At 69.8% G+C, this 14,035-nt stretch carries 17 protein-coding genes; all 17 read left to right on the top strand.

All coding sequences use genetic code 11. The features are described from left to right. Positions 1-75 precede the first annotated feature (75 nt). Complete coding sequence (locus OV079_RS23870) at positions 76-1,815, top strand: DNA cytosine methyltransferase (RefSeq protein WP_267771151.1); 1,740 nt, start codon at positions 76-78, stop codon at positions 1,813-1,815. Next, entirely contained in the window at positions 1,812-2,150 is a 339-nt protein-coding gene (locus tag OV079_RS23865; RefSeq protein WP_267771149.1) for a hypothetical protein, read from the top strand. The genes OV079_RS23870 and OV079_RS23865 overlap by 4 nt, the downstream gene beginning before the upstream one ends. Before the next feature lie 71 nt (positions 2,151-2,221). Further along, positions 2,222-2,995: a hypothetical protein gene (locus OV079_RS23860; protein WP_267771148.1), complete on the top strand. Its 774-nt coding sequence runs from the start codon at positions 2,222-2,224 to the stop codon at positions 2,993-2,995. A 70-nt stretch (positions 2,996-3,065) separates the two neighbouring features. After that, positions 3,066-3,833, top strand: coding sequence for a hypothetical protein (locus OV079_RS23855; RefSeq protein WP_267771147.1), 768 nt, complete (start codon positions 3,066-3,068; stop codon positions 3,831-3,833). Further along, positions 3,830-4,543, top strand: coding sequence for a hypothetical protein (locus tag OV079_RS23850; protein ID WP_267765535.1), 714 nt, complete (start codon positions 3,830-3,832; stop codon positions 4,541-4,543). The genes OV079_RS23855 and OV079_RS23850 overlap by 4 nt, the downstream gene beginning before the upstream one ends. After that, the gene (locus tag OV079_RS23845; protein ID WP_267765534.1) at positions 4,494-5,096 is read left to right on the top strand and encodes a hypothetical protein; all 603 of its coding nucleotides are present in this window, start codon (positions 4,494-4,496) and stop codon (positions 5,094-5,096) included. The genes OV079_RS23850 and OV079_RS23845 overlap by 50 nt, the downstream gene beginning before the upstream one ends. Before the next feature lie 88 nt (positions 5,097-5,184). Then, complete coding sequence (locus tag OV079_RS23840; RefSeq protein WP_267765533.1) at positions 5,185-5,502, top strand: hypothetical protein; 318 nt, start codon at positions 5,185-5,187, stop codon at positions 5,500-5,502. Then, positions 5,499-6,815, top strand: coding sequence for a DNA methyltransferase (locus OV079_RS56175; RefSeq protein ID WP_267765532.1), 1,317 nt, complete (start codon positions 5,499-5,501; stop codon positions 6,813-6,815). Before OV079_RS23840 ends, OV079_RS56175 begins: the two co-directional genes overlap by 4 nt. Continuing rightward, positions 6,812-7,384 (top strand): hypothetical protein, encoded by a 573-nt coding sequence (locus tag OV079_RS23830; RefSeq protein WP_267765531.1) that lies wholly within the window; start codon positions 6,812-6,814, stop codon positions 7,382-7,384. The genes OV079_RS56175 and OV079_RS23830 overlap by 4 nt, the downstream gene beginning before the upstream one ends. After that, positions 7,381-8,886 carry a hypothetical protein gene (locus OV079_RS23825; protein ID WP_267765530.1) on the top strand — a complete coding sequence of 502 codons (1,506 nt, stop codon included), beginning with the start codon at positions 7,381-7,383 and terminating at the stop codon, positions 8,884-8,886. The genes OV079_RS23830 and OV079_RS23825 overlap by 4 nt, the downstream gene beginning before the upstream one ends. 39 nt (positions 8,887-8,925) lie before the next feature. Further along, on the top strand, positions 8,926-10,542 hold the full coding sequence (locus OV079_RS23820) for a DUF935 domain-containing protein (protein WP_267771146.1): 1,617 nt from the start codon (positions 8,926-8,928) through the stop codon (positions 10,540-10,542). Further along, complete coding sequence (locus OV079_RS23815) at positions 10,542-10,973, top strand: hypothetical protein (RefSeq protein WP_267765529.1); 432 nt, start codon at positions 10,542-10,544, stop codon at positions 10,971-10,973. Before OV079_RS23820 ends, OV079_RS23815 begins: the two co-directional genes overlap by 1 nt. Continuing rightward, a complete protein-coding gene (locus tag OV079_RS23810; protein ID WP_267765528.1) occupies positions 10,964-11,590 on the top strand; it encodes a phage head morphogenesis protein in 627 nt (208 codons plus the stop codon). Before OV079_RS23815 ends, OV079_RS23810 begins: the two co-directional genes overlap by 10 nt. Before the next feature lie 37 nt (positions 11,591-11,627). Continuing rightward, complete coding sequence (locus tag OV079_RS23805) at positions 11,628-12,659, top strand: phage protease (protein WP_267771145.1); 1,032 nt, start codon at positions 11,628-11,630, stop codon at positions 12,657-12,659. Between the two features lie 3 nt (positions 12,660-12,662). Further along, complete coding sequence (locus OV079_RS23800) at positions 12,663-13,094, top strand: hypothetical protein (protein ID WP_267765527.1); 432 nt, start codon at positions 12,663-12,665, stop codon at positions 13,092-13,094. A gap of 38 nt (positions 13,095-13,132) precedes the next feature. Continuing rightward, on the top strand, positions 13,133-13,345 hold the full coding sequence (locus tag OV079_RS23795; RefSeq protein WP_267771144.1) for a hypothetical protein: 213 nt from the start codon (positions 13,133-13,135) through the stop codon (positions 13,343-13,345). Continuing rightward, the gene (locus OV079_RS23790; protein ID WP_267765525.1) at positions 13,342-14,031 is read left to right on the top strand and encodes a Mu-like prophage major head subunit gpT family protein; all 690 of its coding nucleotides are present in this window, start codon (positions 13,342-13,344) and stop codon (positions 14,029-14,031) included. Before OV079_RS23795 ends, OV079_RS23790 begins: the two co-directional genes overlap by 4 nt. Positions 14,032-14,035 lie beyond the last annotated feature (4 nt).

Genomic DNA, 14,035 nt, shown 5'->3' with positions numbered 1-14,035 from the left:
CTGCGCCGTCGCTGGCGTCGGCTGCTTCCTCGCCGCGGCCTGGCTCGGTCAGGCCGCGGGAAAGGCGAGGCGCCGTTGACCGCCCACGAGCTCACCGTCGTCCACCTATTCGCTGGTGCCGGCGGATGCACCCTCGGCTTCAAGCGCGCCGGGTTCCGCAGCCTCGGCTCTTTCGACCTCGACGAGAAGGCCATCCGCGATCTCGAGCGGCTTACCGGCGGGCCTGGGTTCGTCCGCGACCTTGCCGTCATGCAGCCCTGGGCGATGCGGTCGCTCACCGGCCGGTGCCCCGACGTCGTCGTGATGTCGCCGCCGTGCAAGTCGTTCTCAGGCTGCATGCCCGCTGAGAGGGCTGGGGAGGAAAAGTACCAGGAGATGTCGCGCCTCGCTCTCTGGGGCGTCGATCTCGCTCTCCGTGCCTGGGCCCCGCAGCTGCCGTCGCTCGTCCTCCTCGAGAACGTGCCGCGCATGGCGACCCGCGGCGCGAAGCTGCTCGGCGAGATCGTCGAGCTGTTGCAGAAGGCCGGCTACACGACCGACCAACGGACGCATGACTGCGGCGAGCTCGGTGGTCTCGCGCAACGGCGCACCCGCTTCCTCCTCGTCGCGCGCCACATGCAGCATTGCACGGACGCCGTGCGCAAGCCGCCGAAGCGGCGCGTGCGCGCCGTGGGCGAGGTCTTGGGCGAACTGCCGTCGCCGGCGGCAGCTCACAGCGACGAGCTGCACCGCTTGCCGTTGCTCTCGGCGCTGAACTGGCTGCGTCTCGCGGCCATCCGCGCCGGCCGCGACTGGCGGGACCTGCCCGCCGCGATCCGCCTTGGCGGCGACGCGCTGGCGCGGCACGACGGCAAGATGGGCGTCGAGGACTGGGACGGCCCAGCCCACACGGTCATCGCTCGCGGCAACCGCCCCGGCTCGACCTGGTCGAGCACCGCCGATCCCCGCGTCGGCTGGGACCCTGCGGCGCACAAGGGCCGGCCCGACTCGTACGGCGTCGGGGACTGGACCGCGCCGTCGCTCACCGTGCGCGGCCGCCAGGACGTGCAGACCTCGCGCGCGTCGATCGCCGATCCTCGGCTGGCCGAACGGGCAGGTCGGCAGAACGGCGGTTTCGGCGTCGAGGACTTCGACGCGCCCGCGCACGCGGTGCTCGGCGAGGGCACCGTCCGCAACACCCGCGTGTCGGTCGCCGACCCGCGCCTCGGCTGCGAGCCGCGCTCCGGCCACTACGGCGTGATCGACGGCGCCGAGCCGAGCCCCACGATCATCGGTCACCATCAGCACGACCGCGCCCCCGCCAGCGTCGCCGATCCGCGGCTGCACCACGAGCCCCGACGCGGCACCTTCGGCGTCCTCGACCAGGGCGCGCCGGCGCCGACGATCCGCGCGCGGCACGACGCCCGACAGGCGCCCGCCGCCGTCGTCGACGATCGCGGCTGGCCGCTGCCGACGCACGAGCTCGTGCGCGAGGGCGAGGCTCTCGTCCTCTACGGCCCGCCGATCGACCTCAAGAGCAAGCGGCCCTGCCTGCTGGTGATCCGCGCGCCGGACGGCACGTGGCACCGACCGCTCACCGACCGCGAGCTCGCCACCTTGCAGGGCTTCCCGCTCGACGCGCACTTCGAGGGTCCGAGCGCCTCGTCGCGGAAGGGCGCGGGCCGGCGCGAGCACATCGGCAATGCGATCCCACCGCCCACCGCCGAAGCGATCGCGCGCGAGGTCGCGGCCGCGATCATCGCCTCGCGCACCAGCGGGTTCCGGCTCGCCAGCGGTGACATCTGGGTGCAGCCCGAGGAGGCGGCTCGCGCATGATGTTCTTCTACCCAGCCAAGGTGAACGACATGCTCTCCGGGCAGCCGTTCGAGCCCGAGCTCGTGACCGGGCGCGTCATGGTCAACCCGCATCGCCCGGTGGCCGTCCCTGCTGGCGTGCTGGTCGTCAGCGACTCGGGGGCGTTCCAGCTGGAGGACATGGTCAATCGGCTCGAGCCCGAAGAGGCGCTCGAGCGCCAGCTCGCCTACGAGGTATCGCGGACCCGCGACGGCCGGCGCCGCTTCCCCGGCGGGTTCGAGGCGCTCATCACGTACGACATGCTCCTCGGCGTCGACGAGGCGCTCGAGCAACGGGGGGGCAGGTCGTACGGGTGAAGAGGCGAGGATCGGAGCTCGCTGCAGGCGCAGCCGTCGACGCCACCGTGGCGAGCGCAGTGCGATACTGGATGGCGCAGGATCGCATCGCGGGCGCGATCGCATACGCCGCTCAGGGCGCCACGCTGCGGCAATACCTTGCGTGCGTCGACCTGCTCCTCGACCTCGCCCGGCCCGGGCGTGACTGGCTGGCTCTCGGTGGCTTCTGCATCGTCGGCCTCGTACCTTCGCTGAAGCCCTTGTTCGTGGCGGTCTGCCGCGCCGTCGCGCCGCGATGCCGCCGCGCCGGCATCCGGCGCGTTCACATCCTTGGCGTGTGCGCCTGGGACGCGCTCGCAGCCGTTGCCGCGATCTTCGCGGGCGAGTGCATCGAGGTCTCGACCGACAGCAGCTCGATCGAGATGAACAGCATCATGGGCCGGACCTGGCGCGAGGAACACATGACGCGCCGGCGCGGCGCGAGTCCCTGGCGGCAGATGTACACGAAGTCCGAGAAGTGCGCCCCGGGCGGATATCACCCCGCCGCCCTGTCGCTCGAGAACATCCGCCGGTTCGCTGCATGGCTCGAGCGTGCGGAGCATGTGCCGCACGCGATTCCCGGGTTTCAGGACGCGCTCAATGTGAGCGCGCCTCCGCCGATGCGGGTCGATTGCTGGCAGAGCGACGGCGTCGCCGTGGCGTTCGAGGTGTCCTTCTTCGCTGAGCTCGACGAGGTCCTCGCCGCGGCTGCGGAGCTGACCGACGCCCCCATCGTCGAGCTGCAGACGGATCGATGGGTGTGGCTCAACGAGTGGGGCACCCGCACGCGCACCTGGGGCGAGGCGGAGCGGGAGTCCCATGGCTGAGACGCCGCTCTGCGCCTACGCTCGAGTCCGTGAGGCCGGCCTCCTCGCCGGCGCCGGCTACCTGATGACGGTGCTGTACAAGCACACCAGGCAGTCCGTCGTGCGCGCGTGGCACGAGCAGCGCGGGCCGGTTCCGTTCACCTGGGTGTCGACCAAGCTGCTTCTCGACATCACGGGCCGGTCGCGCTCGCAGGTCTACGACGACCTCAAGGCGCTCGAGCGGGCCGGCATCATCAAGCCGAGCACCCGCGTGATCGAGAGGATCAAGCGAGGCGGCTGGGAGCTGCCGCTTCGGGATTGCGATGACATGTCCCCGGCGCCAGGTGGCGACGAGTCGGAGGGATTCGAGGTTGGCCAGCAGAGCCACCCCGATGCCGCTCCGCTCGACGACGCAGAGTCGCCGGTTGAGCCGCCGGACTTGAGCGCGCTCGAAAATGCCCCACAGGCGCGCGAATCCGTTCCGCCGGACATTTTGGGCATGCGCGAATCCGTTCCGCCGGACAAATCGGTCCGCCCCGCCGGACAGGAAAGTCCGCCCCGCCGGACATCGGCGTCCGCTCGGCCGGACCGTAACTCTTCTTTTAACTCAGAAGAGAACATTAATTTAACTCTGCTGCTGCAGCGAGAGCTCTCTGAATCAGGAGAGGCGCGCGACCTCGGCGGCGGCGAGGCCGAGCTCAAGGCCAACTGCACGCCGCCCAGTGGCGACGGTCGACGGAGAGCCCGCCGGCTCCGGTCAGACGATGTCGCACGAGCTGCTCGTCGAGCTCTCGCTGATGTACGCGCCGACGACCGCGACGGGCAAGACGATCGAGGAGCAGCGCATCGATCCTCGTGATCCTGCGGCGCGCGTTGGCGGAGCGACTGCTCGCCACACCGGTCGAGGGCCTCGACGAGGAGAGCGCCCGCCGGGAGCGACGCGAGCGGTTCCAACGCGTCCTCGGCACGCTCCGCGCCTTCGCCGAGCTCTGCCGCAAGGATGACAGCAAGTCGAGGTGGTGGGGGCCGAACATGCTCAGCCAGCAGGTCGCGCAGGGCAAGACGCTCTCGCCGTGGGCGATGGTCGAGCGCAACGTCGCCGACGCGGAGCGGGCCGCCGGCGCCGCCGAGGTCAAGGCCCGCGAGGCTGCCGCCCGCGCCGCCGCCGTGATGGTCCCCACGACGCCCACGAGCCCGCAGGATGCGGCCGAGCGCGAAGCCAAGGCCCGGGCCGCCCAAGAGATGGCGGCCATCCTGGGCGGCAGCGTGCGCTTCGGCGGGCCCACATCCGCCCGGGCCCGGGGACCGGTAGCCGAGACCGAACTGGACCAGGAGCGCGAGCGCCGGCGCGGCCAAAGGCGCGAGGCGAGGGACGAGCGAGACGAGGACCGCGAGATCCAGCGGCGGTGGCAGCTGAACGCCGCGCTGGCGCGGGCGCGCGAGGCGAAGGGCGAGCCGCTCACTGACGACGAAGCGAACAAGATCCGCGCCGGGTTCGGCGAGAGCGAGGAGCACGATCATGATGGGGGAGAAGATCACCGAGTTGGAGCCTGGAGACGTAGCCTTTGACCCGAAGACGGGCAAGGACAGGCTCTTCGTTCGCCGCGCGGCGGCAGGGTCTTTCGCAGGCTCCGAGATCTGGGCAGTCGAGGACCACGTCGCACATGCCGGCTCGCCCGTGCCGTGGAGCACGGAGCACCGTTGGCCATGGGTCGTTCACGTCGACATCGTGACGCCCTGCCGCGACACAGGCGATTCGCTCAAGGTCACGTTCTCGATGCCGTCGCTGGGCCCACCCGGATCATCCGCGTGGGCCGCCGCTGAGGTCGCGGCGATCAAGCGGGCCGGCGCCCACGAGGCGATGGAGTCGTTCGGCGTCGACCCGCACAAGCTCGGCAACGACACGGCCGAGGTGCCGGCGTTGGAGGGAGGGTCCGACCACTGTCTTGCGTGCGGCGACGACCCAGAGCGCTCCGCGCGTTGCCCATTCTGCGGCCCCGAGCCAGAAGCGCCGCCCGCCTCCGAGTGGGTCTGCCACGACTGCGACCAGCCGACGACCGCCGCCGATCCCGTCTATGACCTGTGCGCCTCCTGCGAGAAGGCGTGGCTGGAGAGCAAATAGACGAAGCCCGCGACCGGCTGCAACCGACCGCGGGCTCGAGCTCTTGCGAGCGGACTCGACAAGACCGCCTACCACGCAGGAGCTTCACGTGCAACGACCGACCGCAGACATCATCCGCGCCGACTGCAAGCGCATCGCCACCGTCGCTGAGCTGAGCGACTCGCTGGTGCGGATCGCAGCGCGCCTCGCCGACACCGACACGCCGCTCTCGACGCAGCAGGTCACCCGCCGCGTGGCCGCCATGGAGCGCGACCTCGGCCTCGAGCCGGCGGCCCCGAGCTGCCGCGGTGCCGGCCGCCCGCGCAGGGATGGATCCGAGCGCACGTACAACCGGGCCGACCAGCGTCGCGCCGGCGCCGTCGCCCGCCGCTGGCTGCGCTTCTGCGGCGAGGGGGACTGCCTGTGACCGCGAATGCCCTCTATAGCGCGTTCGGGGCATTCGAGCGGCCCTCGCATGACGACCCCGAGCTCTCCCACATCCCCGCCGAGCTGCGGCACCTGGCGGTCCCGATCGACGCGATCCGCCTCGACCCCGGCAACGTCAACAAGCACCCGACCTCGCAGCTCGAGGTGCTGAAGTCCATGCTCCGCGAGTTCGGGCAGCGACAGCTGCTCGTTGTGCGGGCGTCGACGGGCGTGCTCGAGGCAGGCGAGGGCCGAGTCCTCGCCGGCCGCGCGCTCGGCTGGCGTTGGATCGCCGCGCTCGCCTGCGACGACGACCCGGTCACAGCGCTCCGCTTCGCGCTCGGCGACAACCGCAGCGCGCGCCTGTCCGAGGTCGACGAGGAACTGCTCGCGCAACAGCTCCTCGTGCTCCGCGACGAGGGGAGCGACTTGGCGTCGATCGGATGGCAGCCCGACGAGGTCGCCGCGATCTTCGAGTCCGACGAGCAGGTGCCCGAGGACCTTGTCGAGCCCGAGGCCGTCGTCGTCGCGGCGACGTTCGTCCAGCTGGGTGACCTGATCGAGATCGGGCCGCACCGCCTCGTCTGCGGCGACAGCACTGACCCGGCTGTGGTCGAGCGCCTCATGCAGGGCGAGCTCGCCGACGTCACATTCACCGACCCGCCATACGGCATCGCGTACGTCGGCAAGTCCGACGAGCTCGCCGACGAGCGCAAGACGATCGCCAACGACAACCTCGGCCTCGAGGGGACCCGCGATCTAGTCGCCCGAGCCGCCCGGGCCTGGCCGCTGCGCGCCGGGGGCGTGTGGTACGTGTGCTCGGCGAGCGGCGACATGGAGACGATGTTCCGGTGCGGCCTGCTCGACGCGAGCCACCGCGTGCGACAGCAGATCGTCTGGAAGAAGAACTGCCTGGTCCTCGGCCACTTCGACTATCACTACATCCACGAGACGATCCTCTACGGCTGGAAGGAGGGCGCTGGCCACTTCTGGTGCGGTTCGCGGACTGAGGTGAGCGTCTGGGAGTTCGACAAGCCCACGCGCTCTGCGGACCACCCGACGATGAAGCCGATCCCGCTCGTGGCGAAGGCCCTGGTCAACAGCTCGCGCCGCGGCGACCTCGTGTTCGACGGCTTCGGCGGGTCCGGATCGACCCTCATCGCGGCGCACCAGACCGGACGGCGCGCGCGGCTCGTCGAGCTCGAGCCGGCGTTCTGCGATCTGATCATTCGCCGCGCCGCCGCGTTGGGCCTGTCGGCCATGGTCCATCGGCCAGGTGAGGCGGAGCCGATCGCCTGGAAGGATCCGCGGTGACGCAGCCGCCACCGACGCGCCGACACGGCGCCGACAACGGACGCTGGCGGTTCACGGAGGATCTCCAGAGCGAGCTCGTCCGCCTGATCCGCGCCGGCAACGACCGGGCTGAGGCCGCGAAGCGGTGCCGGCTCGGCGAGCGCACGCTCAAGTACTGGATCGCCAAGGGCCGATCGAACATCGCCACGGTGTCGGAGGCGAACGAGCGCGAGGCCGGCGCCGGCGACGAGCTGCTCGACGAGTACGGCCTCTTCGTCCTCGAGGTTGACGCCGCCGAGGCCGCATGCGAGGCGAGCCTGAAGGAGGTCGTCTTCAAGGCAGCGATCGGCGACGCACAGAAGGGCATCGCCGGCAACTGGAAGGCCGCGCTCGAGATCCTCGAGCGGCGGTGGCCGACCCGGTGGTCGAAGCGGCTGCGGGCGATCAGGGCCCACGTCGAGGACGAGGAAGAACGCGAGGCCGATCGCGGCGGCACCGGGCCGACCGACACCGTCGCGTCCGGCCTCACGAACGAGTCGGCCCTGCAGATCGAGGAGAAGCTCCTCGGCATCACACGGAGAACACCATGAGCCTCTTGCTGCCCTACCAACAGCGCTGGTACGCCGACCGCTCGCAGCTCCGCGTCATCGAGAAGAGCCGCCGGTGCGGCATCACCTGGGCCGAGGGTGCGCGCCAGGTCATGCGCGCCGCCCGGGCCAAGCACGCCGGCGGCACCGACTGCTACTACGTGTCGACCTCGCACCGGCTCGGGCGCGAGTACATCGAGGAATGCGCCGAGTGGGCCAAGGCGCTCAACACCGCGGCGACGCACTTCGGCACGCGCATCATCGGCAACTTCGGGCGCGACGTGCTCACGCACGAGATCCGCTTCGCCTCGGGCTTCAGCGTCCGCGCGATCACCAGCAACCCCTCAGCGTTCCGCGGGCTGGGCGGCTCGGTCTGCATCGACGAGGCCGCGCACCACCCCGACCTCGAGGAGCTGCTCAAGGCGGCCGCGGCCGTGGGCGACTGGGGCGGCGACCTGTCGATCATCTCGACGCACAACGGGAAAGACAACCCCTTCAACGTCCTCGTCGAGGAGATCCGCGCGAAGAAGCGGGCCGGCTCGCTCCACCGCGTGTCGATCCACGACGCGGTCGCCGAGGGCCTGTACCGGCGTCAGTGCGAGGTGCGGGGGACCCCTTGGACGGAGGAGGGCGAGCGGCTGTGGGTCCTCGACAAGCTCGCCTCCTGGGGCGCCGGCGAGGAGTACGAGGTCACGCCGGCCGCCTCGGGATCGACGTACATCCGCCGAGACCTGATCGAAGAGTGCTCGCACCGCGCGCCGATCGTTCGGCTCGAGCTGCCGGCCGAGCACCTGCGAGGCCCGAGCGAGACGAAGGAGGAGTCCGAAGCCCGCCGCGACGCCTTCATTTCTGCCTGGTGCGAGTCGGAGCTGCGGCCGCTGCTGAACGCTCTGCCGGCGGACCGCATCATCACCCTGGGCGTCGACTTCGCCCGGTCTGGCAACGGCGACCTGTCGGTCATGGCGCCGCTCGTCGAGCGCCGCGACCTCGTGAAGGTCTGCCCCTGGCTCGTCGAGCTGCGTGGCGTGCCCTACGAGGAGCAGTGGACCATCCTGCGGTTCATTGGGCAGAACATCCCCAAGTTCGCCGGCGTAGCTATCGACGGCACAGGCAACGGCGGCTGGCTCGGCGAGACGGCGCTGGCGTTCTGGGGCGATGCCCTCGTGACCGCGTTGCACCTGTCGCCAACGTGGTACAGCGAGAACCTCCCGCGCTTCCGCAGCGCGTTCGAGGAGCACCAGATCCTCGTGCCCGCCGACGACGACATCCGCCGCGACATCCTCTCGATCGTTGTCGTCAGCGGCGTGCCGCGGCTGCGAGAGCAGCGGAGCACGGACAGCAAGGACCGCAAGCCCCGTCACGGCGACGCCGCGATCGCGCTGGCGCTCGCGCACAGCCGCCACCGCGACGCGCCGCCGGACATCGACTTCCGCCGCGTCGAGCGCTTCGCCGAGACCCGGCGCGACCGCACCGCGAGGCTCAGGCGCCACCGCAACGAGTTCTGAGCCTGTAATCACTCCGGATAGGCGTGGGCGACTTCCGGCATGCCCACGCCCGGCCTCACAGATCACCGAGGAAAGCCGGTCTCGACGAAGGACCTCGGCATCGAGAAGGCCCGGCCCGGGCGGCGCGGCGCTCGGCCCTGGGCGCACCTCGGCGTCGCCACCGGCATGACGCCGACGAAGCTCGCCGGCATCTTCAAGAAGGCCGACGAGGGCGACGCGCTGGACCTCCTGACCCTCGCGCACGAGATCGAACGGCGCGACGCCCACGTCCGGGCCCAGCTGGCGACGAGGAAGCAGGCGGTAATCGGGGTCCCCTGGATCGTCGAGGCCGCGAGCGACGACAAGCGCGACAAGGACATCGCCTCCGAGCTCCAGGCCATCGTCGACGACGACATCTGGACGGACCTCGTGATGTCGAGCCTGGACGCGCTCCTGAAAGGCTACGCGGTCACGGAGATCACGTGGAACATGGGGGCACGCTGGACGCCCGCGTCCTTCACCTGGCGGGACCCGCGGAGCTTCGCCCTCGACCTCGAGGACGGTGCGACGATCAGGCTCCGCACCGACGCGCAGCCGAAGCTCGGCGAGGACCTCGACCCGTTCAAGTACGTCGTCCACGCACCGGCGCTCGTCAGCGGCCCGATCGCGGCGGCCGGGCTGGTCCGCCCGCTCAGCGTCCTCTACGTCCTGAAGACGCAGGGCGTGCGCGCGTGGCTGACGTACATGGAGCTGTACGGCATCCCGCTCCGCCTCGGGAAGTACCCCGCGCGGGACACGAGCGAGGACGAGATCGCCAAGTTGTGGGAGGCGCTCGTAGCGATCGGCGAGGACGGGGCCGGGATCATGCCGGCTGGCATGTCGATCGAGGTCCTCGACGCGATCGGCAAGGGCGGCGGCAGCCGGGCGCACCAGGACCTGGCCGACTGGTGCGATCGACAGGCGAGCAAGGTCATCGTCGGCCAGACGATGACCGCCGACGACGGCGCGAGCCTGTCCCAGGCGAAGGTGCATGACGACGTGCGGCGGGACTACGTCGTGGCCGACGCGCGGGCGCTCGCGGCGACGCTCCGCCGCGACTTCATCATCCCGTTCTGCAAGATCAACTACGGCGAGCTCGCCGTGTACCCTAAGCTCCGAGCGCAGACCGACGAGCCCGAGGATCGCAAGGTGTTCGTCGAGAGCCTGGTCCCCATGATCGACCGCGGCCTCGAGGTCGAGGCGAGCGTCGTGGCCGACCGCCTCGGCCTGCCCGTCCCCGACAAGGGCGCGAAGGTCCTCAGGCCGATGAACCGCGCGGCGCCTGCTGCGGCAGCCGACGCCGACGAGGCCGACGCCGACGAGGCCAAGGAATCGCCGGCGGAGAGCTCGAAGCAGGCTATCCAGGGCCGCGGGCGGGCCCGGTGCCAGAAGCATCAGCTCGCCGACAGCGACGACGGCGACTTCATCGACCGCGAAGCGACGCCCGACGACTGGCGCTCGACCATGAAGCCGCTGCACGACGCGGCGAAGGCGGCCGCCGCTGAAGCGAGCGGGTTCGCCGACTTCCTCTCCCGACTCTCCAGCGCCCAGGTCGACGGCGACAAGCTGGTCCGCTCGCTCGCCCTGAAAACACTTCAGGCCCGCGGCGTCGGCGACGCCACCGACGAGGTGACTTGATGAAACCCACAAAAATCTACTTCCACGGCGTGCTTCGGCCCGGCGAGGCCGGGCACTACCTGTACTCGACGACCGGCTACGCGCACCCCGACGCTGTGCGACTGCCGTGGTCAATCTACGACCTCGACGGAGGTCTCGTGTGGAATGCAGGGGCGTTGAACGTCCGCGGCTTGAGTTGTTGGCGCTCGCGTCCGACGCTGGGCCCTTCGGTTCAGGGTCATGCGGCGCTGCGCTACAAAGGCGGGTGGACGGCACTCGCGTGGCACGACTACACCGGCGACGAACGGGGCGGCTCGAACTCGGCGGTGCTCGCGGAAGGGACGCTCGGCTTCCAGGAGATGCTGGATGCCTTCGCCCGCCACTTCACTACGCAGTTCGAGCGGCAGCCTCAGATGGTGCTGCGCCACGAGGATCCCCGGCCGTGCGGCTGACGGCGAAGCAAGCAGGGCGAGCGCCGAAGGCGGCGCGGGAGTACTTCCGCCGCAAGAAGCTCGACCCCGACATCGACCTCGACGAGACCTGGTCGCAGGAACACGCCGAGGGCCTGCGCGTCGCAGGTGTCGTCGCGGATGACCTCCTCGCCGGCCTCCGCGATGCGGCGGACCAGGCGATCGCCGCGGGTCTCACCTTCGAGCAGTTCACCGAGCAGCTCGACGATGTCCTCGTCGCCCTCGGCTGGTCGAGCTCGACCGAAAAGCCGCCCTGGCGCTTGCGCGTCGTCTACGACACGAACATGCGGGTCGCGCGAGCCGCCGGGCAGTGGTCGCGGATCGAGCGGACCGCCGAGAGCGGCCGGGCATACCTCGAATATTCGCTGGGCCCCGCTGTGCAGCACCGGCCGGAGCACGAAGCCTGGGCGGGGACGATCTTGCGGTGGGACGACGCGTGGTGGTCGACGCACTACCCGCCGAACGGATGGAACTGCCGATGCCGCGTCCGGCAGCTCAGCGACCGCGAGGCGGAGCGCAAAGGCATCAGCGACTCGGCGCCGGAGGGCGACCCGGACCCCGGCTGGGACTACAACCCGGGCGCATCACGGGGCGCTTGAATCACTCCGGATAGGAGCGGTCGGCTCGGTAGCGTCGATGCCGGCTGCTGCCCAGAATGACGTCAATCGCCTGGAGCTCTGCGCGTCCGTCCCGATCACGGCGACGAGCGGCGCGCCGGAGTGGGTCAACATCATCCCGCTCGCCGACAACGAGGGCCGCATCCACGCCCGCGACGGCCGCGAGTTCATCCTCGACGACGCCGCGGCATTCGTGCGCGCCTCGAACGCCGCAATCAGCAAGACCGGCCCCCAGCCCGTGGACAAGGACCACGAGATGCAGAGCTGGTGGAAGCCCGGCGGGCCGGCTCTCGGCTGGGCCGAGAAATACGAACTCCGGCCGGACGGCGTGTATGCCAAGACCGAGTGGCTGCCCGACGGCGAGCAGCTCGTCACGTCGCGGAAGTACCGATACACGTCGTCGGTCGTCCGCTGCGAGCTCGTCAACATCGAGCGGGACAAGTACGGGTTCATGGAGTCGTACGAACTCCAGATGAAGGAGCTCGCGGGCTTCACGATCACCAACATTCCGGCGCTCGAGGTGAGCGCCATGTTCAGCAGCCAGACCAAAAGGACCCCGATGGACATCACCGCACTTCTCGCCCTCGTCGGCCTGCCCCCCAACGCGACCAAGGAGGAGTTCTTCGCCGCAGCGCAGGCGAAGCTCACTGCCGAGGGCTCGAGCTCGGTCGAGTTGGCCGAGGCGAAGACGAAGCTCGCCGAGGCCGAGGCGAAGCTCGCCAAGGCCGAGGCGACGATCACCAAGCTCACCAGCGACGCGGCGGCGGCCGAGCAGGAGGCGCTCCTCAGCAAGGCCCTCGAGGACGGGAAAATCTTCCCCTCGCAGGTCGAGTACTACCGCTCGCAGATCCAGAAGCCCGGCGGTCTCGCCGACTTCAAGAAGTTCGCCGAGACGGCGCCGGTCCTCGTCAGCGGCAAGACGAAGGGCAAGAAGGTCGAGACGACCAGCAACGCCGCGCACGGCCTCACCGAGCGCCAGCTTCAGATCTGCCGCGACATGGGCATCAAGCCCGAGGACTACGCCGCGAACATCAAGCCCCAGGAGAGCTGAGCCATGACCGCCCTCACCAACGACCGCGACACCAAGATGATCATCGAGCCCGCGCTCTTGCGCGAGTTCGACGTCGACGACGACACCCTGATCTACTCCGGCTCGATCGTCGCCATCGACACGGCTGACTCCAACAAGGCCAAGCCGGGCGCGACCTCGACGACCCTGATCGTCGTCGGCCGCGCCGAGCACCGGGCCAACAACAAGACCGGAGTCGACGACCCGGTGAAGAAGATCAAGGTCAAGGCCGGGACTTTCCTCTACGCCAACAGCGGGGCGAGCGACGAGATCACGGACGCCGACATCGGCAAGAACGTCTACCTGGTCGACGACCAAACCGTCGCCAAGACCAGCGCCACCAACACCCGCAGCGTCGCCGGGAAGGTCTGGAAGGTCGAGAGCGCCGGCGTGTGGGTCACGCTCGGCCTGAACTGAATCCATCCACCTGACCCAAGGAGCAGCGAGGAAAAGACATGTCGAACCTTCTGGACGCGGCCTTCAAGGCCGACATCTACACGGGCAACAGGACCCTCTTCAACGACGTGCTCAACAACCGGGAGTACGCGCCGCAGTCGAGCATCCTCGTCGAGGAGGTCACGAGCAAAAACCTCCAGGAGACGTACGACTGGCTCATCGACAACTTCGGGCTCCGAAGTGGGTCGACGAGAAGAAGGTCAAGACGATGAAGGGCAAGGGCCTCGTCATCAAGAACGAGCCCTACGAAGACACCTTCGCAATGCAGACGCGCATCCTCAAGACCGAGGGCGGCGCGACTCGCTACGCGCCGCGCGTCAAGATGCTCGCCCGCGGGGCGAACCGGTTCGTCGACGAGCTCGTGTTCGCCACGCTGCTCGCCGGCTTCACGGTCAACGGCGTCGACGGCGTCCCATTCTTCAGCGCCTCGCATCCCATCAGCGACGGCGTCACCCACAGCAACTTCGGCGGCGGCGCTGGGGCACCGTGGTTCCTCTTCGACCCGTCGATCGTCAAGCCGGTGATCGTCCAGTGGCTGCAGCGGCCCGAGACGAAGGAGTCGGACAAGGACGAGTTCGACAAGGGCGTGATCTACTTCGGCGCCGAGGCTGACGCCGGCGCAGGCCTGACCCTCTGGCAGGCCGCCTACGCGTCGAAGCAGACTCTGGACCAGGCGGCGTTCGACGCCGCGGTGGCGCAGATGATGAAGACGCCACGCGAGAGCGGCGAGGGCGTCGGCGACAAGAAGCCGCTCGGCGTCATGCCCAAGCTGCTGGTCGTCGGCCCCAGCAACCGCGCCGCGGCGAAGGCGGTCCTCGAGAAGGAGCAGCTCGCCAACGGCGAGTCGAACACGAACTACAAGGCCGTCGAGCTGATGGTCACCCCGTACCTCGACTGAGCCT

It is taken from the genome of Nannocystis pusilla (assembly GCF_026626665.1).
GTDB lineage: Bacteria > Myxococcota_A > Polyangia > Nannocystales > Nannocystaceae > Nannocystis > Nannocystis pusilla.
Note: the sequence above shows the minus strand (reverse complement) of the source record. Positions and strands in the feature narration are given on the sequence as shown.

Coding starts and splice junctions, on each gene's coding strand:
- OV079_RS23865 (WP_267771149.1), top strand. CDS start 1,812: ATGATGTTCTTCTACCCAGCCAAGGTGAACGACATGCTCTCCGGGCAG.
- OV079_RS23860 (WP_267771148.1), top strand. CDS start 2,222: ATGGCGCAGGATCGCATCGCGGGCGCGATCGCATACGCCGCTCAGGGC.
- OV079_RS23845 (WP_267765534.1), top strand. CDS start 4,494: ATGATGGGGGAGAAGATCACCGAGTTGGAGCCTGGAGACGTAGCCTTT.
- OV079_RS23825 (WP_267765530.1), top strand. CDS start 7,381: ATGAGCCTCTTGCTGCCCTACCAACAGCGCTGGTACGCCGACCGCTCG.
- OV079_RS23820 (WP_267771146.1), top strand. CDS start 8,926: ATGCCCACGCCCGGCCTCACAGATCACCGAGGAAAGCCGGTCTCGACG.
- OV079_RS23815 (WP_267765529.1), top strand. CDS start 10,542: ATGAAACCCACAAAAATCTACTTCCACGGCGTGCTTCGGCCCGGCGAG.
- OV079_RS23805 (WP_267771145.1), top strand. CDS start 11,628: ATGCCGGCTGCTGCCCAGAATGACGTCAATCGCCTGGAGCTCTGCGCG.
- OV079_RS23800 (WP_267765527.1), top strand. CDS start 12,663: ATGACCGCCCTCACCAACGACCGCGACACCAAGATGATCATCGAGCCC.
- OV079_RS23795 (WP_267771144.1), top strand. CDS start 13,133: ATGTCGAACCTTCTGGACGCGGCCTTCAAGGCCGACATCTACACGGGC.
- OV079_RS23790 (WP_267765525.1), top strand. CDS start 13,342: ATGAAGGGCAAGGGCCTCGTCATCAAGAACGAGCCCTACGAAGACACC.